General features: G+C 64.1%; 26 protein-coding genes. 13 read left to right on the forward strand and 13 right to left on the reverse strand.

The features are described 5' to 3' along the window. Positions 1-2 precede the first annotated feature (2 nt). Positions 3-446: a MarR family winged helix-turn-helix transcriptional regulator gene (locus tag CAL28_RS10245; RefSeq protein ID WP_094841286.1), complete on the forward strand. Its 444-nt coding sequence runs from the start codon at positions 3-5 to the stop codon at positions 444-446. 90 nt (positions 447-536) lie between these two features. Here the strand turns inward: CAL28_RS10245 and CAL28_RS10250 are convergent, their stop codons facing one another. Next, positions 537-1574: a cyclase family protein gene (locus CAL28_RS10250; RefSeq protein WP_094841287.1), complete on the reverse strand. Its 1038-nt coding sequence runs from the start codon at positions 1572-1574 to the stop codon at positions 537-539. Positions 1575-1999: 425 nt separating this feature from the next. Then, a complete protein-coding gene (locus CAL28_RS10255; protein WP_094841288.1) occupies positions 2000-2158 on the reverse strand; it encodes a DUF3309 family protein in 159 nt (52 codons plus the stop codon). Positions 2159-2409: 251 nt separating this feature from the next. On the opposite strand from CAL28_RS10255, the gene CAL28_RS10260 reads away from it, so the two are divergent. Then, positions 2410-2685 carry a DUF1488 family protein gene (locus CAL28_RS10260; RefSeq protein ID WP_094841289.1) on the forward strand — a complete coding sequence of 92 codons (276 nt, stop codon included), beginning with the start codon at positions 2410-2412 and terminating at the stop codon, positions 2683-2685. A 27-nt stretch (positions 2686-2712) separates the two neighbouring features. On the opposite strand, the gene CAL28_RS10265 is transcribed toward CAL28_RS10260, so the two are convergent. Continuing rightward, positions 2713-4146: an aminotransferase-like domain-containing protein gene (locus CAL28_RS10265; protein WP_094841290.1), complete on the reverse strand. Its 1434-nt coding sequence runs from the start codon at positions 4144-4146 to the stop codon at positions 2713-2715. 233 nt (positions 4147-4379) lie between these two features. Here CAL28_RS10265 and CAL28_RS10270 point away from each other — a divergent pair, with 233 nt between their 5' ends. Next, positions 4380-4676 carry a hypothetical protein gene (locus tag CAL28_RS10270; protein ID WP_141218161.1) on the forward strand — a complete coding sequence of 99 codons (297 nt, stop codon included), beginning with the start codon at positions 4380-4382 and terminating at the stop codon, positions 4674-4676. Between the two features lie 4 nt (positions 4677-4680). On the opposite strand, the gene CAL28_RS10275 is transcribed toward CAL28_RS10270, so the two are convergent. Then, on the reverse strand, positions 4681-6297 hold the full coding sequence (locus tag CAL28_RS10275; RefSeq protein ID WP_094841292.1) for an NAD(P)/FAD-dependent oxidoreductase: 1617 nt from the start codon (positions 6295-6297) through the stop codon (positions 4681-4683). A 106-nt stretch (positions 6298-6403) separates the two neighbouring features. Then, a complete protein-coding gene (locus tag CAL28_RS29460) occupies positions 6404-6649 on the reverse strand; it encodes a hypothetical protein (RefSeq protein ID WP_141218162.1) in 246 nt (81 codons plus the stop codon). Between the two features lie 141 nt (positions 6650-6790). Here CAL28_RS29460 and CAL28_RS10280 point away from each other — a divergent pair, with 141 nt between their 5' ends. From CAL28_RS10280 to CAL28_RS10290, 3 genes are all read left to right on the forward strand, one after another. After that, a complete protein-coding gene (locus CAL28_RS10280; RefSeq protein WP_094841293.1) occupies positions 6791-6931 on the forward strand; it encodes an entericidin A/B family lipoprotein in 141 nt (46 codons plus the stop codon). A 91-nt stretch (positions 6932-7022) separates the two neighbouring features. Continuing rightward, positions 7023-7235: a hypothetical protein gene (locus tag CAL28_RS10285; protein WP_094841294.1), complete on the forward strand. Its 213-nt coding sequence runs from the start codon at positions 7023-7025 to the stop codon at positions 7233-7235. A 54-nt stretch (positions 7236-7289) separates the two neighbouring features. Beyond that, complete coding sequence (locus tag CAL28_RS10290; RefSeq protein WP_094841295.1) at positions 7290-7718, forward strand: BPTD_2524 family lipoprotein; 429 nt, start codon at positions 7290-7292, stop codon at positions 7716-7718. Between the two features lie 19 nt (positions 7719-7737). Here the strand turns inward: CAL28_RS10290 and CAL28_RS10295 are convergent, their stop codons facing one another. Both CAL28_RS10295 and CAL28_RS10300 read right to left on the reverse strand, forming a co-directional pair. Further along, positions 7738-7983 (reverse strand): hypothetical protein, encoded by a 246-nt coding sequence (locus CAL28_RS10295; protein WP_176463917.1) that lies wholly within the window; start codon positions 7981-7983, stop codon positions 7738-7740. A gap of 74 nt (positions 7984-8057) precedes the next feature. Beyond that, a complete protein-coding gene (locus CAL28_RS10300) occupies positions 8058-8315 on the reverse strand; it encodes a hypothetical protein (RefSeq protein ID WP_094841296.1) in 258 nt (85 codons plus the stop codon). A gap of 100 nt (positions 8316-8415) precedes the next feature. Here CAL28_RS10300 and CAL28_RS10305 point away from each other — a divergent pair, with 100 nt between their 5' ends. Next, complete coding sequence (locus CAL28_RS10305) at positions 8416-8886, forward strand: hypothetical protein (RefSeq protein ID WP_176463948.1); 471 nt, start codon at positions 8416-8418, stop codon at positions 8884-8886. Here the strand turns inward: CAL28_RS10305 and CAL28_RS10310 are convergent. Further along, positions 8871-9503, reverse strand: coding sequence for a TetR/AcrR family transcriptional regulator (locus CAL28_RS10310; RefSeq protein WP_094841297.1), 633 nt, complete (start codon positions 9501-9503; stop codon positions 8871-8873). The genes CAL28_RS10305 and CAL28_RS10310 overlap by 16 nt on opposite strands. Positions 9504-9574: 71 nt before the next feature. Between CAL28_RS10310 and CAL28_RS10315 the strand changes: the two genes are divergently transcribed. Next, the gene (locus tag CAL28_RS10315) at positions 9575-10849 is read left to right on the forward strand and encodes an MFS transporter (protein WP_094841298.1); all 1275 of its coding nucleotides are present in this window, start codon (positions 9575-9577) and stop codon (positions 10847-10849) included. A gap of 72 nt (positions 10850-10921) precedes the next feature. Beyond that, the gene (locus CAL28_RS10320) at positions 10922-12214 is read left to right on the forward strand and encodes an aspartate carbamoyltransferase (protein ID WP_094841299.1); all 1293 of its coding nucleotides are present in this window, start codon (positions 10922-10924) and stop codon (positions 12212-12214) included. Between the two features lie 36 nt (positions 12215-12250). Here CAL28_RS10320 and CAL28_RS10325 read toward each other — a convergent pair whose 3' ends face one another. Then, positions 12251-13150, reverse strand: a complete 900-nt coding sequence (locus CAL28_RS10325) for a recombination-associated protein RdgC (RefSeq protein ID WP_094841300.1) — start codon at positions 13148-13150, stop codon at positions 12251-12253. Between the two features lie 154 nt (positions 13151-13304). Here CAL28_RS10325 and CAL28_RS10330 point away from each other — a divergent pair, with 154 nt between their 5' ends. Both CAL28_RS10330 and ligD read left to right on the forward strand, forming a co-directional pair. Further along, positions 13305-13523 carry a hypothetical protein gene (locus CAL28_RS10330; protein ID WP_176463949.1) on the forward strand — a complete coding sequence of 73 codons (219 nt, stop codon included), beginning with the start codon at positions 13305-13307 and terminating at the stop codon, positions 13521-13523. A gap of 69 nt (positions 13524-13592) precedes the next feature. Continuing rightward, complete coding sequence (gene ligD / locus CAL28_RS10335) at positions 13593-14591, forward strand: non-homologous end-joining DNA ligase (RefSeq protein WP_094841301.1); 999 nt, start codon at positions 13593-13595, stop codon at positions 14589-14591. Between the two features lie 433 nt (positions 14592-15024). Here ligD and CAL28_RS10340 read toward each other — a convergent pair whose 3' ends face one another. The 3 genes from CAL28_RS10340 to CAL28_RS10350 form a co-directional block, all read right to left on the reverse strand. Then, entirely contained in the window at positions 15025-16713 is a 1689-nt protein-coding gene (locus tag CAL28_RS10340) for an MFS transporter (RefSeq protein WP_094841302.1), read from the reverse strand. 140 nt (positions 16714-16853) lie between these two features. Then, complete coding sequence (locus tag CAL28_RS10345; protein ID WP_094844543.1) at positions 16854-18218, reverse strand: sensor histidine kinase; 1365 nt, start codon at positions 18216-18218, stop codon at positions 16854-16856. Positions 18219-18333: 115 nt separating this feature from the next. Then, positions 18334-19023 (reverse strand): response regulator, encoded by a 690-nt coding sequence (locus tag CAL28_RS10350; RefSeq protein ID WP_094841303.1) that lies wholly within the window; start codon positions 19021-19023, stop codon positions 18334-18336. 334 nt (positions 19024-19357) lie between these two features. Between CAL28_RS10350 and recA the strand changes: the two genes are divergently transcribed. Both recA and recX read left to right on the forward strand, forming a co-directional pair. Beyond that, complete coding sequence (gene recA / locus CAL28_RS10355; RefSeq protein ID WP_094841304.1) at positions 19358-20416, forward strand: recombinase RecA; 1059 nt, start codon at positions 19358-19360, stop codon at positions 20414-20416. Between the two features lie 6 nt (positions 20417-20422). Continuing rightward, positions 20423-20959 carry a recombination regulator RecX gene (gene recX / locus CAL28_RS10360; RefSeq protein WP_094841305.1) on the forward strand — a complete coding sequence of 179 codons (537 nt, stop codon included), beginning with the start codon at positions 20423-20425 and terminating at the stop codon, positions 20957-20959. A gap of 125 nt (positions 20960-21084) precedes the next feature. Here recX and CAL28_RS10365 read toward each other — a convergent pair whose 3' ends face one another. Beyond that, a complete protein-coding gene (locus tag CAL28_RS10365; RefSeq protein ID WP_094844544.1) occupies positions 21085-22029 on the reverse strand; it encodes a LysR family transcriptional regulator in 945 nt (314 codons plus the stop codon). Positions 22030-22222 lie beyond the last annotated feature (193 nt).

Genomic DNA, 22222 nt, shown 5'->3' on the forward strand with positions numbered 1-22222 from the left:
CCATGCCCAAGGAGCAACAAGGCCTGCATACCGTGCAGATGCTGGGGCAGGCCTATCGCACCATGATGGCGGCTTTCGAGGCCAATGTAGGCCACGCATTGCCGCGCTGGCGCATCCTGCTTGCGCTGCACGAGGCGGGGGGCCTGTCGCAGAAGGTGTTGGCGGAGCGCTGCCGGCTGGATCCCGCATCGTTGACGCGACAACTCCAGGCGATGGAAAGCCTCGGCTGGATCAGCCGCGCCATCGACGAACAGGATAACCGTCTCATCAACGCGATGCTGACGCCGCAGGGCAAGCGCGTGGTCGCCGAGGCGCTGCCGCGCCGAGCGGCCTTTTTCGACCACGCCATGCAAGGCCTGTCGGCGGAGCAGATCAGGGTCTGCCACGAGGTGCTGGCGGTCCTGGAGGAAAATTTCAAGGCGGCACAGCAGCGCGTCGCCAGTTGAACGGCCGCGGTTCGAGCGGGGCGGTGCAGTCTCGGAACGTAGGAAGGCCGAGCGCCCCGCCGGCCCGCGAAAGTCCCCGCCGCAAGCGGCTCATACCGTGGCCACGGGAGTGACGGGAGATCCCACGGCACCGGGCAGCCGCAGCGGTGGCGCGGTCAACAGGAAGCGCGAGCGTCCATGCGCACGCAGCCACTCCGCCAGCTCTTCCAGGTACCAGAGCTCCGCCAGCGGAACGCCCAGCTTGAACAGGCAGTGATGGTGGAGCGGCAGGATGGAGCGGCCCGGCCCGGCGGTGCGCGCGGGGTAGGCCTCTACCGCATAGTTGTCCGCGCAGATTGCCGCGATGCCGGATGCGCCGATCCAGTCCAGCAGGGCGGTATCCGTGCCATCCAGCACGGCCCCTGCCTGTTCCAGCGCCGCCTGATCCGGTTTGCCGGCCATGCGCACGATGGCTTCGGCAAATCCCGTGCGCAGCACCAGCATATCGCCTGGTTCCACCGACACTTGCTGCTCACGCATGACTTCCTGGAGCACTGTGTTGTCCACCAGCGTGCGACCGCGGCCCAGGGCATGGGCCAGGTCCACCATGACGCCGCGGCCCTGCATGCCCTTGCGGGCATAGGTGTCGATGGCCAGGCGGCGCGCGTAAGAGCCGCCCGGTGGGCAGCAATCGCGCGCCGCCGCGGGATCGTCCCCGCCGAGGATGTCGATGCCCGCCTCGAAACCGTTGTAGTAGACCAGGCGCTCGCTGCCGTCTCCCTGGGTGTCGAACAGCGCGCCGACATGGCTCAAGCCATCCCATTGCGTCGAATACTGCAGCGTCAACATCACCCGGTCGTCGTTCAGCACGTCGACGGCGGTCGCGTCCTCGCGCCGCACGGCGAAGTTCATGTTGGGATGTCCGTTCCTGTCCGTGGGGGACAGCACCGGTGGGTGACGACGGGGATTCAGTACATTGCCGCCCGGCAGATCGAGTGGCAACGACAGGCAGAATACTTTGCCGACGCGTACTTCCCGTACGGCCTGCAGTACCTTTTCCTCGGTCAGAAGATTCAGGCGGCCGAGCTCGTCGTCCGCGCCATAGTCGCCCCAGGTAGAACCGTCGGGCCTGCGATTCCAACGTTGCATATGCGTTGTCTCCTCGCGCTGTTTTATGGTTATATGCCCGGTACTATAGTACGCATTCGCCCATTTTCAGGGCTCCGGGAAGCGCGCTGGCATTGCGGCCGCACGGTCCGCGCAAGGCGAGAAGTTGTCCTATGCCTCCCCGCGCATAGGGCCGTCGGTACATCCGACCGGCGCCTGTTTCGAGTCGGTCGGAAGCGGGCGGGCGGGCGTGATCCGCACCTGGGCGCGGGTGCCTGTCCTCGCGCTTTCGTGGTTTCGCGCTCCGGGGCCGCGCGTGTCTGCTGCTTCGCGCTCGCGCGCGCCTCTCCCGATATGAAAAAACGCCGGGCTCCGGGCCCGCACCGGCCCAGCCGGTCAGGCAGGTTCAACCGGGGGGGGCGGTTCGTCCGGAGCGCGCGGCGTTTTCTCCTGGCGCCAGGGCGGCGCTATATGGCGCCCACCAGCAAAAGAACAATGACGATGATCAATACCAGCCCCAGCCCGCCGCTGGGATAGTAGCCCCAGGCCCGGCTGTGGGGCCAGGTCGGCAGCGCTCCGATCAGGAGCAGGATCAGAATGATCAACAGTATGGTTCCCAGGGTCATGTCATTCTCCTTATTCACTTGGGTGGCCAACCAACCCGTATGGCAATGCGCCATTCGCATCACGGTTGAGTAAGGAGCAAAAATCGGACCCGACCCCGGGAACATCAAGCGCGCGGGTCCTAAGCACTATCCGTCAAGAAAGCAAATCATCCGTACGCACGGTGTTGTCCAAATACGTCGCTACGCCAAAGTCGTTACACACTGACATATGGTGCTTCGATACGATAAGTGGACCTTGCACGGAGATCGACATGACATACGATAACAACGCATTCAACGATCGGGCCGCGCATGTGATCTGGTTCGAAACCTCAGCCGGGGCGCGCAGGATCAAGGCGGGCGTTTCCTGGGAAGTGCTGCGCGACCGTTTCGGCGCGGGCGCCGAGGAAGAAGACCTATTGATTGCCTATCGCGGAAACAGCCGCATGCTGCATGCCCTGGCGCAGCGCAAATTCCTGGAAAGCCACCCCTTACCCGTCATGCTGGGACAGTCGGACTTTTCCGGCGAGGGTTGGCGCGGCCGCTAGCGAGAGGGCGGCGGCGTTGCCGCATGCCTAATGCTTGCTGCCCACTATGCGCCCGAGGGTCCGTATCGCCGTCTGAAAATCGCTGTTCATGGGATGCGCGCAGCTGATACGCAAAAAGTGCTCGTAGCGGTCCGAATTTGAAAACATGCGGCCCGGCGCCACCCGGATGCCGTCTTCCAGGGCCAGCTCGAAGACGTCTTTCGACGAACGTCCATCCGGCATTTCCACCCATAGCAGCATGCCACCGCGCGGCACGCTCAAACGGGTACCGCGCGGGAAATGTTCCGCGATGGCGCGGGCCATGCCCTCACGCTGGCTTTTCAGCCGGCGTCGTAGACGCATCAGATGGCGGTCGTAGCCTTTGGACTGCAACACTTCCGCGATGGCGATTTGCGAGGTCGCGGTGTTCGGCCGGCTTTGCACGAACTTCAGCATGGCCAGCCGTGCCTTCCAACGGCCGCCGATCATCCAGCCCATGCGCGATCCGGGTGCCAGCGTTTTTTGCATGGACGCGCAGTAGATGACATTGCCGTCGCGGTCCCACGCCTTGGCCGCGCGCAACGGCTCGTCGCCATCGGCCAGCGCGCCATAGGTGTCGTCTTCGATCAACGGGATGGCTTGCCGTTCGCAAAGGGCCACCAGGCGCGCCTTGTCTTCATCGGGCATGATGCTGCCCAAGGGGTTGTGCAAGTTCGGCACCACGACGACCGCCTTGATGTCCGCATGGGTCTGGAAGGCCAGGTCCAGCGCTTCGATCGACAGGCCGCGTTGCGGGCTGGTGGGAATTTCCAGTGCGCGCATTCCCAGGCTGCCGATCACTTGCAGCAAGCCGAAGTACGCCGGCGACTCCACGGCGATGGTATCGCCGGGACCCGCCACCGCCCTCAGTGCGATATTGAGCGCCTCGATACAGCCATTGGTCACGATGATGTCGTCAGGGCTGGCGCTGATTCCCGCATCCAGGGCCCGCCGTGCCAAAGTCGCGCGCAGATAGGGATGGCCCTGTTGCGGCGGAGGGCGGGTCATCGCTTCCGGATACCGACGCACTGCCCGCAGCATCGCCTGCTTCAGGGCGTCTACCGGATAGGCGTCAGGCGGTGCCACGGAATTGGCCAGGTCGATCCGCGGTGGATGCATCGCGCTCTTGGCGATGAAGTCCGATACGCGGTCATGAATGCCGACATAGGACGCGGCATCCAGTACTTGGCGCGTGTCCGGTTCATCGACGGGTAACAGCTTGCTGCGTTGGTTTTTGAGTACGAAATAGCCTGACCGGGGGCGGGCTTCGATCAGGCCGTCATCCTCCAGACTGCGGCAAGCCTGCAGTGCGGTACTGATACTTACCTGGTGTAGCCGGACCAGCGTTCGCACGGATGGCATGCGCGTCGCGGGGGCGAGAACTCCAGAATAGATGGCTTGCCGGTAGTGCTCGGCCAAACGTTGATACAGAGGCTGTTCCATTGCGCAATCATTGCGTATGCCAGCCGAGACGGAATAGGCACAGTTGAGGTGGAATCCGACAGTAACAGAAATGGTTGATGTCAGCTGCTGCCATATACAAATACCGGTCCTGTGTCTGGGAGGCCTTGCAGGCGGGGTCTAAGCTGCACAACGTTCTGCTACACATGTTGGAGGTAATCGTGAAAATGGACCGGTCGGCCTGGGATATTTCACTTTCATGCGGTGAAACACGCGTGGTTTATATGCCACCGCGGGCGTTGATCCTGGGTATCAAAGGACGGGCGACAGTCGTCGAGCGCGTGGACGGATTGGGCGATGCCAGTTTCAGCCTGTGCATCCCGCTGCGCGGAGGCGAAACTCATGTCCTGGCATATGGCGGTCAGGTATTGGTACGCGCCACGCAGTCGTCCAGCCTGCGGGTGCTGCCGCCCCAGCCTTATTTCGCGGCCTGGTGGACGCGCTGCGCCCGGCTGGCGAAGGCGCTGCAGCACAGCGCTGCAGCGTTGAACCGCCGCTTGCACGGCGTTTAGTGCCTCAGGCGCCGAAGTTTTCGACAATATCCCGGGCGACGGCTTCCGCCACTTCGATGCCGTCGATGGCCGCGGAATAAATGCCGCCGGCGTAGCCCGCCCCTTCGCCGGCCGGGTACAGTCCGACGGTATTGATGCTCTGGTAGTCGTCGTCTTTGCGCTTGATGCGCAGTGGCGAAGACGTCCGGGTTTCAACGCCCGTCAGCACGGCGTCGGCCATTGCGTATCCCTTGATCTTCCGGTCGAACGCTGGGAGCGCTTCGCGGATCGCTTCGATGGCATAGTCGGGAAGTGCGGTCGATAGGTCAGTGGGCGTGACGCCGGGCGTATAGGAGGGCAGTACCTTGCCCAGCCCGGTCGACGGCCGGCGTGCGAGGAAGTCTTCCACCCGCTGGGCCGGCGCCAGATATCCACCGCCACCCAATTCGAAGGCGCGCGATTCCCAATGTCGCTGGAAGTCGATGCCGGCCAGCGGCCCGCCGGGATAATCTTCCGGCGTGATACCGACCACGATGCCCGCATTGGCATTGCGTTCGGCACGGGAGTATTGGCTCATGCCGTTGGTGACGACGCGGTTGGGCTCGGAAGTGGCCGCGACGACGGTGCCGCCGGGGCACATGCAGAAGCTGTACACCGATCGGCCATTGCGGCAGTGATGCACGAGTTTGTAGTCCGCCGCGCCCAGTACCGGGTGGCGCACATATTTGCCGAAGCGGCTGCGGTCGATAAGGCTTTGAGGATGCTCGATGCGGAATCCGATGGAAAAGGGCTTGGCTTCCACGTAGACGCCGCGCTGGTGCAGCATCTGGAAGGTGTCCCGCGCGCTGTGCCCGATCGCCAGCACCAGATGTGTACAAGGCAGATACTCACCGCCGGCCAGCTTCAGCCCGCGCACGCGGCCGCCATCCAGGTCCAGGTCTTCCACGCGACTCTGGAAGCGGATCTCGCCGCCCAGGGATTCGATGGAAGCCCGCATTTTTTCCACCATGCTGACCAGGCGAAAGGTGCCGATATGCGGCTTGCTGACGTAGAGGATTTCCTCGGGCGCCCCGGCGAGCACGAACTCGTCCAGCACTTTGCGGCCCAGATAGCGCGGATCCTTGATCTGGCTATAGAGCTTGCCGTCCGAAAAGGTGCCCGCGCCTCCTTCGCCAAATTGCACATTGGACTCGGGGTTCAATACCTGCTTGCGCCACAGTCCGAAGGTGTCCTTGGTCCTTTCCCGAACCGACTTTCCTCTTTCCAGGATGATCGGACGAAAGCCCATTTGCGCCAGGATCAGTCCGGCAAACAGCCCGCATGGGCCCATGCCCACCACCACCGGACGTGCCGCCTGCGGCGCCATGCGCGCATCGGCCACGAATCTGTACTGCATATCAGGCGTCGGGACGACATGCGGATCGCCGGCAAAGCGCGTACGCACGGCTGCTTCATCGCGTACTTCCACGTCGACTGTATATACCAGCTGGATATTGTCCCGTTTGCGCGCGTCATAGCCGCGGCGGTAGACGTGGAAGGACATCAGGTCGGCGGGTGGAATGTCCAGGCGAGCGGCGAGGGCCTGGGAGAGTGCCGCTTCGGGATGGTCCAGCGGCAGCTTGACTTCGGAGATACGTAGCATGATGGGGCAATCCGGCGCCGCTTATGGCGCATCGATGCGATCGCCCGGCCGGGCGCGCAGGTGGCAGTTTAGCAAGCCGCCTGGCGCCCTCGCTTGTCGCGCTTGCCTATGCCAGGGGCAGCGTCTTCGCCTCGGGGGCTGGCGGGGAATCGGGCGGGTCGCCCGGTGTGGGCGGCTCGTGCGGCAGCGGTGGCTCGCCGGGGGCCGGTTCACGATGCGGCGCATCGTCCATGTGCTCGGTAAGTTCCTCGGCGATGTTGGAAGAACTCGGGGTGCGAGGGTTCAGTGTGTTGGGCGCGACGGACATGGCGATTCCCCTGGGACAAAGGATCTGCAGAGGTGCAAGCGTCATACCCATCCCGGCATAGACGGAATCGGACAATCCCGTGGGGGGGGGCGGGCACGCCAATTGCTAGGCAGGGCCGTCCGGGCGGCCCGCGTCGTCCGGGAACCGGAATTTTCCGTTCAATCCGACCCATAAAAGGAAAGACCGATGAAGAACAAAGTCATTCTCGCCATGCTTCTCGCCATTGCCACCCTGTCGGCCGGTTGCAATACCGTTTCGGGCGCCGGCAAGGATATCGAGCGGGGAGGCGAAAAGATCCAGGGCGCCGCGGACCGGCATAACAATTGATCGACGCACATATCACGCTACCCATACGCCGCGCCCCGCCAGGGACGCGGCCCCCATCGTTTTGATTCAAGGCCAACTGGAGGCAACAATAATGTTCAAAACCATGCCCTCGCTGACCCCGGACCAATTCCGCTGGCTCAAAGAACTGCGTTCCCGCGCCTCGCTGGTGGGGTTCGAAGTGCCGGAGCCCGTGCGGGGACAACTGGAGGCGCTGAACTACATCGAGGAGCGCGACGGCAAGTCGACCGTGACCCGTCCCGGCGCGGCAGCGCTGGGCGCATACCGGGAGCCGCTCCGTTCCTGACGGCTTGGCGCGGTGATGCATAATTCCGAGGTTGAGCAGCAACCTGGAGTGGGTATGCCCCGATGCCGTCTTTCCTTGCTTGCCGCGCTGATATGCCTGGGCGGATGCGCCTCGGGCATCGAGCCCGGCGGTAATTTTCCCAGTGTGACCTTCGATGTCACCACGCCTTACGATGCGGCGTATCGACGCGCCGCCGAATTCGCCCGCGTTTGCCATACCGCGCCGGAGCATCCCTACGGCGTCGAATACCGGGCCAGCGAAACCCTGGACGACAAATTCGCCGTGGGCCGGATCGTCGTTGTCAAGGTACCGGAACCGGCGGTTCATCTGGAGGTGATCGAGACCAAACCCAAGGGCAAAACGGACTCCACGGTGACTGTCACCGTGCTCGGACAAGGCCTGTGGGACGCGGGCGAACTCGCCGCCGCCAAGCAATCCATCCAGAGCGCCACACCGGTCTGTCGCCCCGCCGGCAAGGGGTGACCGGCGGGGGGGGCGGGCGCTAGGGCGACGTATCCTCGGGCCGCCTTTCCGACAGATCGGCGGGATCGTTCCCATAGACGTCGTCTTCGGGGCGCGGGATACCGGGGTCTCCAGGGTCGGAGAGCGCCCGTCCGTTGCGCGGCATGCCGGCGACGGTGGGAGACTTGTCGGGCACCGGCAGGATGCGGGTACCCAGGCGCGCTTTTTCGTCCGCGTCGGGGGTCGTAGACCGGACATCCGTTCCGGTTGGGCGTGCTTCAGGCATGGTGGGGCTCCGGTATGGGCTGGCGACGATGCAAACTTTGCTTGCCAATGCGGCAAATTTTGCAGGGCGCCGGCTCAGAAAATATTCGAATCGCGGACGCGCTTTTTGTAGGGGGCGGGCTTGGTGTTATCAGCCCAGCTCGAGCCGCTGGCGGCATCCTCGACGGGCTGGCTGGCATTGCGGGCTTCGTCGGCGGCGGGGTCCTGGGGCGGGCGCGGCAGGTTCGGGACATCGACCGGCGAATCGGGCGGAAATACCTTGGCCTGGGAACCGGCCTGCGCCCGGCGTGGCGTACCGCTTTCCGCCCCTTGGCGTGGAAACGACTTTTCCATGTTGCGCTCCTCATGATGTGAAGCCCCGGCTGCAAGACGCGTTCCCGTCGCGGAAAATCCCCGCTATGCTTGCGTCTGCTGTCGTTTACCGCATGGAACCATGGATCACATAGATCAGCCGCGCTCTTCCAACGCCTATCAGGCACTCACTTTCCATGCGTTGTCGGGTTTCCGCTTCCTGGGATGGATCAATGGCATCGCCGCATTGATGCTGTTGGCGTTCTCGCTGGGGATTGTCGGCGGCGATGTGGATCCGCCGGATCTGCGACAACCGATATCCGCGTATGCGCTGGGCCTGGCTGCCTGCGCGACCGGCGTCCTGTTTTCCTACCTCGCGCACTTCAGCGTATTCCGCCAGATTGCGGCGGGGCGGGCGGGTAAGGGGCATTGGCTTCCCATGATCGTGTCCGCGCTGGCTTACTTCGCCAGCGTCGCGGCTTTCGTCATGGGATGCTGGGGCGCGGCGACCGCTGCCGCCAATGCACCTCAGAATGATGTGTCCTATCGCGCCGATGCCGCGGTGGCCTTGCCATCGCTAACCCTGCGCGCCCAGCCTCATTCGGGCAGATAGGCGGCGATCAGTTTTTCGGCGGCGTCGGTCAACGCGGCCGCCGGCCCATCGCCATCGCCCGCGAAAATCTGGGCCGACACGAAGCAGCCTTCCAGCAGCAGCAGTAGGGCATCGCCCAGCGTGTCCGCGTCCTTGGCGCCCGCCGAGGCGGCCAATTCCCGCAGGCGGGCCCGCAATGCCCGCTTGTTGGCTTCGGCGATGGCGCGGCCGGGATGCACGGCCGCGTCGCCGGGATACTCCACGACGGCGTTGGTCAGCGCGCAACCCCGGTAGCCGGGTGTTTTGACGCGCTGAGCGACATGACGAAAGTAAGCCAGCAACTGCGCCCGCGGATTGCCCGCGTAGGGCTCGATCGCCTTGTCGAAGCGCTGAAAGAACGCGGCGTCATAGTCCTTCAGGTAGGAAGCCGCCAGTTCATCCTTGGAGCCGAAACTGCGGTATAGGGTGGGCTTGGTCGCGCCTGCGCGCGTGACGATTTCATCCACGCCGACCGCGCGGATGCCCTCGCGATAGAACAGTTCGCGCGCGGTGCGGCGGATGCGTTCGGCCGCGCGCGGCTGCTTGCCGCCGGCGGCGGCTTCTTCGGGCGGGGGCACAGGGGGGGGGCGGAGAGTCATGGTAAATCTGCTTGACAATGTTACCGAGCGGTACGTAAGATTCGACGCTCAGAAACGTACCGGTAAGTAACATGACTATAGCTCGTTCCCGGCCTTTTGGACAGAAGTATGCCTTCGTCGTGGTTGCCATAGCCTTTGTCGCCCTGTTGGTGGGTGCCGGCCAGCGGGCGGCACCCGGCGTCTTGATCGTGCCCCTGGAGCAGGCGTTCGGCTGGGGGCGGGACGTGACCTCGCTGTCGGCCGCGATCGGCATCTTCCTTTATGGGCTGGTCGGCCCCTTCGCCGCCGCGCTGATGCAGAGTTTTGGCGTGCGGCGCACCCTGATTTGCGCGTTGGTGCTGATGTCCGCGGCCAGCGGCGCCAGTGTGTGGATGACCGAGCCCTGGCACCTGGTGCTGTCCTGGGGTGTGGTGTCCGGGCTGGCCACGGGATGCGTGGCGGTCGTGTTCGGGGCCACGGTAATCAATCGCTGGTTCGTCAAGCATCGGGGCCTGATGATGGGCATCCTGACGGCCAGCACCGCGACGGGCACACTGATTTTCCTGCCGGGTATGGCGGCACTGGCCGAAGCCGGCGGGTGGCGGCCGGTCGTCATCACGATTGCGGCGGTATGCCTGGCGCTGGTGCCCCTGGCGTGGTGGCTGATGCCGGAGCGGCCCTCCGATATCGGCCTGGTCCCCTACGGCGCGGACCCGGACCATGTGCCGCCCCCTGCCGTGAACGCCAATCCGCTGAAAGCCGCTTTCGGTGCATTGAACCGCGCTGTCGGTAACCGGAATTTCTGGTTCCTCTTCGCCACCTTCTTTATTTGCGGGTTCACGACTAACGGCCTCATCGGCACCCATTTCATCGCGCTGTGCAGCGACCAGGGCATTGCCGAAGTGCGCGCGGCGGGCCTGCTGGCGATGATGGGCCTGTTCGATCTGGTCGGGACGACGGCATCGGGCTGGCTGACCGACCGCTACGATCCACGCAAGCTGTTGTTCATGTACTACGGCCTGCGCGGCATTTCCCTGATCTTCCTGCCGTTCTCCGACTTTTCCATATACAGCCTGGGTATTTTCGCGGTGTTCTACGGGCTGGACTGGATCGCCACCGTGCCGCCGACCCTGAAGCTGGCGGTGGAAAGCTTCGGCGAGCGCGATGCGCCCATCGTGTTCGGCTGGATCGTCGCCGGGCACCAACTGGGGGCCGCCAGCGCCGCCTTCATGGCGGGGGCACTGCGCCAGGCGCAAGGAAGCTACTTCCTGGCCTTCATCATCTCCGGGGCCACGGGGATCGTGGCTGCGATTATCGCGTTGCAGGTACGCAAAACCAAAGCATCGGCTGCTGTCGTGCCGGTTTGATATACGCAAAAGGTCTGGACGAGGCTGGGCGGCGTGCGTAATATACGCAAAGCGTATATATACGAGGCCGCCATGTCCATTTCCCAGCAAGCTTTCCTGCGCGATGCGATGCGTCGCCTCAACTTGACCCGCGACGTGTTCGCCGCCCGGATAGGGGTTAAGCGGCGTGCCTTGGACACCTGGCTGCTGCCGGAAGGGTCCCAGGAGTTCCGCGCGATGCCCGAAGTCGTCGAGCGATTCGTGACGGAGATCGTACAGAACGGCGACCTGCGAGAAAAGTATACGCAAAGCACGCAGAACGGGCCGTTGCGCGACCGCATCAGCGTGGAAGGCAAGCATCAACTGTTATCGGTGGACCAGTTTTCGCGCGAATCCGTGGAGGACCTGTTCCGGATCGCCGACATGATGCAGCCCATTGCGCGCCGGCAAAAGGTGTCGCGCGTGCTGGAAGGCGCCGTGCTGGGCAATCTGTTTTTCGAGGCCAGCACCCGCACACGGGTCAGTTTCGGTTCGGCATTCTGCCGGCTGGGCGGCTCGGTGTGCGACACGACGGGCTTCACATTTTCGTCCATGGCCAAGGGCGAATCGATCTACGACACCAGCCGCGTGATGAGCGGCTACGTCGACGCAATGGTTATCCGCCATCCCGAAAAGGGCTCGGTGGCGGAATTCGCCCGCGCGACCAATATTCCCGTCGTCAATGGCGGTGACGGCCCTGGCGAGCATCCCAGCCAGGCGCTGCTGGACCTGTACACCATCCTGACCGAGTTCTCGCGCCTGGGGAAATTGCTGGACGGCGCCCATATCGCGATGGTGGGCGACCTCAAGTACGGGCGTACCGTGCATTCGCTTATCAAGCTGCTGGCCCTGTACCGCGGCGTGAAGTTCACCCTGATTTCGCCGCCCGGGCTGGAAATGCCGGGCTACATCATCGAGCAGGCGGCCAAGCACGATAACGTCATCGAACAAAAGCAGTCGCTGGCCGAGGGGCTGCCTGGCGCGGATGTGATCTACGCGACGCGGGTACAGAAGGAACGCTTCGCCGATGAAGCGCAGGAAGGCTACGCGCCGGATTTCCAGATCAACCGCGCCATCATCGACACGTATTGCGGCCCCGAAACGATCGTGATGCATCCGCTGCCGCGCGATAGCCGCCCGGGCGCCAATGACCTCAGCGTGGACCTGAACCATGACCCCCGTCTGGCGATCTTCCGCCAGACGGACAACGGTATTCCGATCCGTATGGCGATATTCGCGGTGCTGCTGGGCGTGGAAGGGCTGGTGCAGCATTCTCTGCGCGACGTCACGTGGCGGCATCCCTCCCATGTCGGGCCGGACGATTCGGCCTTCCACGGACTGGATTGATTCCCCGCGCCCGGGGCATCCCGGGCGCGGCGGCGGTCAGTCGCGTTTTTCGCCGCCCAGGGCGTCCACGAGTTCGGCCATCAGCTTGGCGAGTTCGCCCGTCATCAGCGCCATGTCGCTGTCGAATTTCTCGTCATCGTTCTGGGCCATGCTATCGCTGTTTTCCTTCAGCACGTCCAACGGAGCGATGCGCTTGACGTCCAGCGATTCGGTCAGCACGAAAGAGACACGGTCGGCCCAAGTCATTGCCAGCCGGGTGCATTGCTTGCCGGACTGGATGTGCCGTCGCACATCGTCGGCATCGATGGTGTGCTTGACATAGCGGATGGCGGCGCGGCTTTCACCCGAGGCGCGCAGTTCCGTGTCCTGGTCGATGCTGAAATTGGCGGGGGCCTCGTCTTCCGCCAGCCATCCCGTCATCGCCGCTGCCGGCGATTGCACGACGTACAGGCTTTCCAGCGGGAATGGGTCGATCGACTTGGCCAGCAGGCCCAGCACTTCGTCCGCCTTGGCCGAGGCCGCCGCGTCGATCACCAGCCAGCGGTTGGCCGGATCGATCCAGACGCGCGTGTCGCGGTAGATGCTGAAGGCTTTGGGCAGGAGTTCGTCGGTGACCCGTTCCTTGATTTCCTTCATTTGCTTGCGGCCCGGCTTGTAGCCCTGCTGCTCTTCGATTTCCTGGGCCCGCGCCTTCGCGACCTGATTGACGACGGTGGCGGGCAGCAGCTTCTTTTCGGCGCGCAGGGTCAGCAGCATCTGGCCGTTGACGGTATGCACCAGCCCGCCGTTTTCACGTGTCGGTATCCAACCCAGGCTTTGCATTTCCAGCGTATTGCCACCCTGGTAGGCGAACTTGGCCAGGGCTTGCTCCAGCTGGTCGTCCTTCAAGGCCCAGGACGGGGAAAGGCGGTAGATCTTTAGATTCTTGAACCACATGAGCGTCGGGCAAAAGCGACGATTCTATACGACCCGCCCATCCAGGGGGCTGCGCGTGTCAGCGACACGTTCTGTCACGGACAGTCGCCGTGCTCTGGAGTATCGTCCGCCGCAGCGCAAACAAGAGGTTGCGATAACACATCGTGGGAGACCTATGAAACCTATCACTTTCATCGGCGCCATCCTGGTCGTCCTGGGCGTGGTTGCGCTCGTATACCAGGGATTCAGCTATAAATCCGAGGACACCATTGTGCAGATCGGGTCCGTGAAGGCCACGGCCGAGACCACCAAGTCGGTGCCGATCCCGCAATGGGCCGGCATCGCGGCGATCGTGGTGGGCGTGGTGGCGATCGGCGTGGGAATGCGGCGCTAGGGCAGCCATGCGCGGCTGGCATGCCGTTTGCGGTTTTCACGGGTCTTTACGCTGGCAAGGGGATTTCCCATGGCAGAACTCGTGGCATCAGGCACATCCGGCAAGCGCCCGGCAAAGCGGACCGCGCGGCGTCGGGCCACCGTGAGCGCGCGGGGCGCCGCGCACGGCGCCGCAACGGAGGCGGCGCACGAGGCGCAAGTCCTGGGCATCGATATCACGCATCCGGATCGCGAGCTTTTCCGCGATCCCGTGGTGACCAAGCTCGATCTGGCGCGGTATTACGAGTCGGTCGCCACATTCATCATGCCGCATCTGGCGGACCGCCGCGTTGCCCTGTTGCGCTGCCCGGATGGAGCCGAGGGCGAATGCTTCTTCCAGAAGCATATGGGCGAACACCTGCCGGCCGGCGTCGAACACGATGGCGACATGCTGGTCATCCGGGACATCGCCGGGGTGATCGGGCTGGTGCAGCGCGGCGTGATCGAATTCCATACCTGGGGAGCCCAGGCGCCTGGCTCGGACAAACCGGACAGATTGACATTCGACCTCGACCCGGATCCGGGCATGGGGTGGCGCCAGGTCGCCGACGCGACGCGCGTGCTGCGCGAACTGCTGCGCGACCTGGGCCTGCGGCCTTTCTTGAAAACAACCGGCGGCAAGGGCCTGCATGTGGTGGTGCCGGTGCGGGCGACGCTGGGCTGGGAGGACGTGCGCCGCTTCTGTAAAGGAATCGCCCAGGAGCTCGAGGACATGCAGCCGGAGATTTTCGTGGCCAGTATGTCCAAGGCCAAGCGGGCCGATCGCATCTTCGTCGACTATCTGCGCAACAGCGACGGCGCGACCGCGGTCGCAGCGTTTTCCGCGCGCGCCCGCCAGGGCGCGCCGGTGTCCATGCCCATCCCCTGGGAGGTCCTCGATGCGGCCGACGATCCGCGCGGCGATACGTTCAACGTGCGCAATGTGCCGGCCCGGATACGGGCCTGGGGAGACGATCCCTGGGCGGGCTACGACGGCGCACGCAAGGCGCTGACGGCGGCGATGCGCGAGAAGTTCAGCCCGGCGGCGTAGTGGGGCATGCACAGCCGAAAAAAAAAGGCCCGACTGTGGAAGTCGGGCCGGTACGGGAGCACACGATGTCGCGCTATTTAAGGCTCGCGGGGAGCGCGGCATCGGTGTCAGAAGGCGACCCTGCAATCGCCGGACAGGGGGATCGATCGTCCGGAGATCGCGCGCAAGGTCGTGATCTGAGCGGCCAGTCTAGTCTTCGGGCTCTGACATCGTCCTGAATCCGGAACGTCTCTGCGCGCATCGCGCGACACGGTCTTTCCCGCGCGTTTCCGCGCGTGCCTCCGGACTCCGCGCGCGGGCGTGGACCGTTGCCCCGCGGCATGCGCGGCTTCATCTGCTGAGCCGCGACCCTTTCAAAAAAAAAGCCCCCGACGAGGGAGCTTTGTGAAAGGCCGGTCGGGTGCAGCGTCCCGGCCGGCAGGGGCTGGGCGGACTACATGTCCTTGTTCAGATCGACGTCCTTGGTTTCGCGCACGAACAGTGTGCCGATGACCAGGGTCATCGCCGCGATGATGATCGGATACCAGAGGCCGTCATAGATGTTGCCGGTGGCGGCCACGATGGCGAAGGCCAGCGGCGGCAGGAAGCCGCCGAACCAGCCGTTGCCGATGTGGTACGGCAGGCTCATCGACGTATAGCGGATCCGCGTCGGGAACATCTCGACGAGCATTGCCGCGATCGGGCCGTAGACCATGGTGACGTAGATCACCAGTATGGTCAGCAGCACGACCACCATGACGTCGTTGGATTGCGCGCGATCGGCGGTCGCGGGATAGCCGTGGCCGCGAATGGCCGCCGTCAGCGATTTATCGAGTTCGGCCGCGCGCACCTTGAAGTCGGCCGGCGGCATCGTCTTGCCGTCGAAGGACTGGAACTCATCCGTACCGATACGAACCTTGGCGACCGCTCCCGCCGGCGCCGCCTCGTTCTTGTAGTTCACGGAATTGCGCGCCAGGAAGGATTTGACGATGTCGCAACTGCTCGTGAACGACGTGGTGCCGACCGGGTTGAACTGGAACGAGCACGTGGCCGGATCGGCGATTACCGTTACCGGCGCGGAAGCCTGCGCCTTTTCAAGCGCGGGGTTGGCGAAGTGCGTCAAGCCCTGGAAGATCGGGAAGTACGTCACCGCCGCGATCAGGCATCCCGCCATGATGATGGGTTTGCGGCCGATGCGGTCGGACAGGGCGCCGAAGATCACGAAGAAGGGCGTGCCGATCAGTAGCGCCACGGCGATCATGATGTTGGCCGTGTTGGCATCCACCTTCAGCGTTTGCGTCAGGAAGAACAGCGCGTAGAACTGGCCCGTGTACCAGACCACGGCCTGGCCGGCGGTCAGGCCCAGCAGCGCCAGGATCACGATCTTCAGGTTCTTCCACTGCCCGAACGATTCGCTGATGGGAGCCTTGGATCCCTTGCCCTCCGCCTTCATCCGCTGGAAGGTGGGCGACTCGCTGAGTTGCAGGCGTATCCACACCGAGATCGCCAGCAGTACGAAAGAGAGCAGGAAGGGCGCGCGCCACCAGCCCCAGGCATCGCGGAAGGCGGTTTCGCCGGAGTAGGACCGTACGCCCAGGATCACCAGCAGCGACAGGAACAGCCCGAGCGTCGCGGTGGTCTGGATCCAACTGGTGTAGAAGCCCCGGCGTCCCATGGGCGCATGTTCGGCCACATAGGTGGCCGCGCCGCCATATTCGCCGCCCAGCGCCAGGCCTTGCAGCAGCCGCAGGATGATCAGCAGCGCGGGTGCCGCGATACCGATCGAGCCGTAGGTGGGTAGTATGCCGACCAGGAAGGTCGACAGGCCCATGATGACGATCGTGACCAGGAAGGTGTATTTACGGCCGACCAAATCGCCCAGGCGGCCGAATACCAGCGCGCCGAAGGGCCGGACGGCAAAGCCGGCGGCGAAGGCGAGAAGGGCGAAAATGAAGCCGGCGGTGGGATTGACGCCGGAAAAGAAGTGCAGGGCGATGATCGGCGCCAGCGAGCCGTAGAGATAGAAGTCATACCATTCGAAAACGGTGCCCAGCGACGAAGCGAAAATCACCTTGCGTTCGTTGCGGGTCATCGGCGTCGTGGCCGTGACGGCGCCCGGGCGCGGCATGGAAGCTGTGCTCATGATGTCTCCTCAGGGATGGCCGGCGGTTGCCCCGCCGTGCTCGGTATGTGCAGACCCGCCCGCGACCGCGGAGAGGCTGACCGCCACGGTAGGCAAGAACGCTGACGGGGGTCTGACGTTTCCCTGAAGCCGGCCGCGATTTATGTTTCTAGTTGTAAATTGTTGGGGAAACGGACGCTGATCCTCAAGCCTCGCTGGCTGCTGCCCGGCGAAGGGTTGTCGGCGAGCTCCACTGTCGCGCCATGCTTTTGCGCGATTTCCCGCACGATGGCCAGGCCCAGGCCGCTGCCCTCGGCCGGCGTGCCCAACACCCGGTAGAAGCGGTCGAAAACGCGTTCCCGCTCGTCCGGCGGGATGCCCGGGCCGGAATCCTCGACTTCCAGCAGCGCGGCGGCGGGCAAGGCGCGCACCCGCACGGTTACCCGACCGCCGCGCGGTGTGTAGCGCAACGCATTGTCCACCAGATTGTTCAGCAGCTCGGCCAGCAGGATCGCGTTGCCCGCGATGGGCACCGGCCGGCCGGCCTCCTCGAATCCCAGGTCAATGCCGATCGCCAGGGCCTGCGGCGCCCACACGATGGTTTGCTCCCGCGCAAGGCCGTTCAGGTCGGTCGCCGCCATGCCTATGGTTGCCGGGTTTTCGGCCCGCGCGAGCAGCAGCAACTGGTTGACCAGGCGCGTGGCGCGTTCGGACCCGGCCACCAAGTGGCGCAGGCTGGTCTGCATTTCGTCCGGGCTGGCATCGCGCAGGGCCAGTTCCGCCTGCGTCCGCAGGCCCGCCAGCGGCGTCTTCAACTGGTGCGCCGCGTCGGCAACGAAGCGGCGCTGCGTCTGAACGGTGGCCGACAGGCGTTCCAGCAAATCGTTGATCGCCGCTACCAGGGGCGCGATTTCGCTCGGCGTGGCACGTTCATCGATGGGCGATAGATCGTCGGGCCTGCGTGCCCGCAGGCGTTGTTGCAGGGCATTCAAGGGCGCCACCCCGCGCGACAGCCCGAACCATACCAGCAGGACGGCGATGGGCAGCACGATGAATTGCGGAATGATGACGCCTTTGATGATGTCGTTGGCCAATTGCGCGCGCCGTTCGGCGGTTTCCGCGACGATAAGCAGGGGCGGGGTTTCCCCCGCCGCGCCCGCGTCGACCCGGGTATAGGCCAGGCGGATGGCGAAGCCGCGCAGCGTGCTGTCCTCGTACCGCACGGCGCCGGGCGCCGCGACGTCCACGCCCTTGGGCAGCGGTAGCTCCCGGTCGCCGCCCAGGTAGCGGCCGTGCCCGTCCAGCACGAGCCAGAAAACGCTGTCGGTGTCGTTGCCGCGCAGCATGCCGCGCACCGGGTCCGTCATGTCCAGCACCGTTTTGCCGTCGACGGTATGGACCTGTCGCGCGAGTACGCGCAGGTGGCCGGCAAGCGCGCGATCGTAGGGCACGTCGGCGATATTCTGTGCGACCACGTAGGTGATCGCCACGCTCATGGGCCATAGCAGGAACAGCGGCGCCAGCATCCAATCGAGGATCTCGCCCAGCAGCGAGCGCCGGGGCAGGGCGAAGGACGGGCCGCGCGTGCCATTGCGCAGGATATCCAGCGCCTCCTGGTTCAATGGCGCGACGCGGGGTGTTTCAGTGTGCGAGTTCGCCCGCGCCATGATCCCGTTCCAGGCAATAGCCCAGCCCTCGCACGGTCATGATCCGGACGCCGGTCGGCTCCAGTTTCTTGCGCAAGCGGTGTACGTAGACTTCGATGGCATTGGTGCTGACTTCGTCGCCCCATTCGCACAGATGGTCCACCAGCTGATTCTTGCTTACCATCCGTCCGCTGCGCATGAGCAGGATTTCGAGCAGGCCGACTTCGCGGGCGGACAGGTCCAGCGGCTGGTCGTCCACCGAGGCCACCCGTCCCGCCTGGTCGAAGACCAGCCGGCCGTGGCGGATCAGGCTGGCGCCGCCGCCAGCGCCGCGCCGCGTCAGCGCCCGCACGCGGGCCTCCAGTTCGGACAGGGCGAATGGCTTGGCCATGTAGTCGTCCGCCCCCAGGTCCAGCCCCTTGACGCGCTGCTCGATGCTATCGGCGGCGGTTAGAATAAGCACCGGAAGTTGGGCGTTGCGCGCACGCAGCCGTCTCAGGACTTCCAGTCCGGCCAATTGCGGCAATCCCAGGTCCAGAATCAGCAGGTCGAAGGCCTGGGCGGCCAATGCCAGATCGGCGGCCATGCCGTCGCGCACGGCATCGACGGCATAGCCGTTGTGTCGCAGCGAACGGGATAGTCCGTCGGCAAGAATGCTGTCGTCTTCGGCGATAAGTATGCGCATGGGACCAGGCTCTCTCGTGGATCGTTATGGTTTCTTGAGCTGAGCGCGTCCGTTCGTGCCGGGTTGCGGCCGTGACGGTTTTCCGTGGTGGTGTTCTGGTATGCCGGATGGTTTCCGGACTGTCTCCGCTCTCCTGGGCGGATTCTGTCACGCCCGTTCGCGCTTGCCCACACGGGATAACGCGGAAAAATTTGTCATACTGTTTTTTTGTACAGTATAATCCGATGCCATAATCCGGCCGACATGGTTAACGCATATGGCAAACCAGGCGTCGATCGCAAGACACTGGCCGCCACATTTTCCATTCGCTAGAAACCGCCAGACAGGACATTTCATGGACGACAAAACCAGCAAGGCAGCCGCCTCGGAAAAAGCCAAGGCGCTCGCCGCGGCCCTATCGCAGATCGAAAAGCAGTTTGGCAAGGGTTCGGTCATGCGGTATGGCGACAACGAGGTCGAGCATGACATCCAGGTGGTGTCCACGGGGTCGCTGGGCCTGGATATCGCCCTGGGCGTGGGTGGCCTGCCGCGCGGCCGGGTAATCGAGATCTACGGGCCGGAATCGTCGGGCAAGACCACGCTGACGCTGCAGGTCATCGCCGAAATGCAAAAAATCGGCGGCACGTGCGCGTTCATCGATGCCGAACACGCGCTGGACGTGCAATACGCCTCCAAGCTTGGTGTCAACCTGACCGACCTGCTCATCTCCCAACCGGACACGGGCGAGCAAGCCCTCGAAATCACCGATGCACTGGTCCGTTCGGGCTCGGTCGACCTCATCGTCATCGACTCGGTCGCCGCGCTCGTGCCCAAGGCCGAAATCGAAGGCGAAATGGGCGATTCGCTGCCTGGCCTGCAGGCCCGCCTGATGAGCCAGGCGCTGCGCAAGCTGACCGCCACCATCAAGCGTACGAACTGCATGGTCATCTTCATCAACCAGATCCGGATGAAGATCGGCGTGATGTTCGGCAATCCGGAAACCACCACCGGCGGCAATGCGTTGAAGTTCTACTCCTCCGTGCGCCTGGATATCCGCCGCATCGGCTCGATCAAGAAGGGGGAAGAGGTCGTCGGCAACGAAACGCGCGTCAAGGTCGTCAAGAACAAAGTGTCCCCGCCCTTCAAGCAGGCGGAATTCGACATCATGTACGGCAGTGGCATTTCACGCGAAGGTGAAATCATCGACCTGGGTGTGCAGGCCGGCATCGTGGACAAATCCGGCGCGTGGTACAGCTACAAGGGCGACCGCATCGGCCAGGGTAAGGACAACGTTCGCGAATACCTGAAAGAACATCGCGAAATGGCCCTGGAGATCGAAAATCGCATACGCGAGAACCAGGGCATCGTCAGCCGCGCGAATACCTTTGCCGAAAGCGAGGCCGAAGAGGACTAACCGCCGATGATTTCCGGTCGCCGCGGCGCGAGGTTCGGCAATCTCCCTTCCGACGGTTCCGCGGACGATCCCTTCCGTGTCGGCGACCGGGCCGAGCAAAGGCGCGGGCCCACGCTGAAGGCTCGCGCGGTGGGCTATCTATCCCGGCGTGAATACGCGCGCAGCGAGCTGGCACGCAAGCTCAGCCCGTACGCGGACGACGCCGCAGCCTTGGATGCCTTGCTGGACGAGCTGGAACGGGAAGGCTGGCTATCCACCCGGCGTTTCGCCGAAAGTCTGGTGCATCGCCGCGCCGAACGTCAGGGCGCGGCGCGCATCGTGCAGGAGTTGCGCCAGCACGGCGTCGACGAAACCCAGATAGGCGAACTTCGAGACGGCTTGCGCGCCACAGAATACGACCGCGCCGTGGCAGTATGGAACAAGCGTTTCGGCGAACGGCCGGCCGATCGTGCCGCGTACGCCAAGCAGGCGCGTTTTCTTGCGGCGCGTGGCTTCGCGCACGATGTCATTCGTCGGGTGCTGGGCGACGACCAGGACGAATGACAGGCGCCGGCCGGGGCGTGCCGGCCGTCTTGACCTGCCGTCCTCACCGGTGGTTTCCCCGAATGGGCGCGCATCAGCGGGCGTCGATCCCGCGACTACGCACGGCGCGGGTTTGGGTTGTGTCGCTATTCCACGCGCGTTTCGCCCGCCCATGCTCCAGCCGATTTGATTCCGGTCAGGGTACGGAAACTCACATCCCGGGCGATAGTCAGGAAATCCTTGATGAACGGGGCATCCGCATCCTCGTTCCGGATCGCAGCGTACAGCGTTCGCCATACGCCTTGCGGGCCCAAGCGACAAACCCGTAGCCAGCCCTTATCCAGATACTCGGTCAAGGCCCAATTCGGCAGCGCCGCAACCCCGCGGTTGCTGGCAATCAATTGGGCGATGATGGGTGTTAGTTCCGCCTTGCGCACGGCCGCGGGTTCCACGTCGGCAGGGTCAAGGAAAGCCGTGAAGACGTCCAGGCGCTGGCGATCGACGGGATAGGTGATCAAGGTCTGGTCGGCCAACTGTTCCGGCCGGATATAGCGCTGCGATGCCAGGGGATGGGCCTCAGACACCGCAAGTACCAGTTCGTAGCCGAACAGCGGTACATAATCGATGGCGTCCAGCGCCTGGGGATCCGAGGTAATCACCAGATCCAGGTCGCCACGCAGCAGCGCGGGCAAAGGCGCGAAGGAAAACGCGGCGGATAGATCCAGCGCCACTTCGGGCCATTGCGCCCGGAATGCATCGAGTGCCGGCATCAGCCACTGGAAACAGGAGTGGCATTCGATCGCGAGGTGCAGGCGGCCGGTCCTGCCGGCGGCCAGGCGCTGCAGTTCCCGCTCCGTGGCGCGCAGCCTCGGCAGGATATCGTCGGCCAGCGCCAGTACGCGCAGGCCCGCCGTGGTCAGGCGAGCCGGGCGCGTCCTGCGGTTCAACAGGGGAGTACCGAGCCGGGACTCCAGTTCGCGCAACTGATGAGACAGGGCGGACTGCGTCAGGTGCAGCCGGTCGGCGGCTTCCTGAAGACTGCCGCCGTCGCGGATCGCGGCAAGGGTTTCCAGATGGCGGATTTCGAGCATGTCGGGGCCGAACAAGGGCGAACGCGTGGGCGGCGCTCAATGAAAATCGATGGGGCGTAGTGGCCGGCACTACAGGATGCTTGGCCCCGAGCAGTCATTCTATATGAATATTTTTCATGGAATCGATGCAAACATTGATTTTGACTCAAACTTAAACACGCGCACAATGCCGGAACTTGAACATTCTTTGTTG

Origin of the sequence: Bordetella genomosp. 11, assembly GCF_002261215.1 — a bacterium.
In the GTDB taxonomy this organism is placed as follows: Bacteria; Pseudomonadota; Gammaproteobacteria; order Burkholderiales; family Burkholderiaceae_B; genus Bordetella_C.